The sequence below is a fragment of the Runella sp. R0.1_18 genome (assembly GCF_057652155.1).
Window position 1 is genome coordinate 1 of record NZ_JBYFCK010000154.1, and the last position, 236, is coordinate 236.

A 236-nucleotide genomic window follows, 5' to 3' on the forward strand; every position below is an offset into this window, starting at 1 on the left:
CGGAGTACTTTTGTGGCGTTGGAGTCGTTTCGGAGCAATTCCGTTCCCAACGATAAATAAAATCCTTTCTGTAGAAGCTGTTTCGCTATTTGCGGTTGGTTATTAAACCCATGAATAATCAAAGGCACATGCGTTCGGCGGTGATTATGCCATTGCAACAGTTCATGGAAAGCCCGTACGCAGTGAATTACTACCGGCTGATGAACACGTTCGGCCACATGTACTTGTGCTTCAAA

The 236-nt window shown here is 45.3% G+C and carries 1 protein-coding gene; it reads right to left on the bottom strand.

Annotated elements, in window-relative coordinates:
- On the bottom strand, window positions 1–236 hold a 236-nt coding region (locus tag AC23P2_RS31445; protein WP_487776844.1), incomplete at both ends, for a TatD family hydrolase.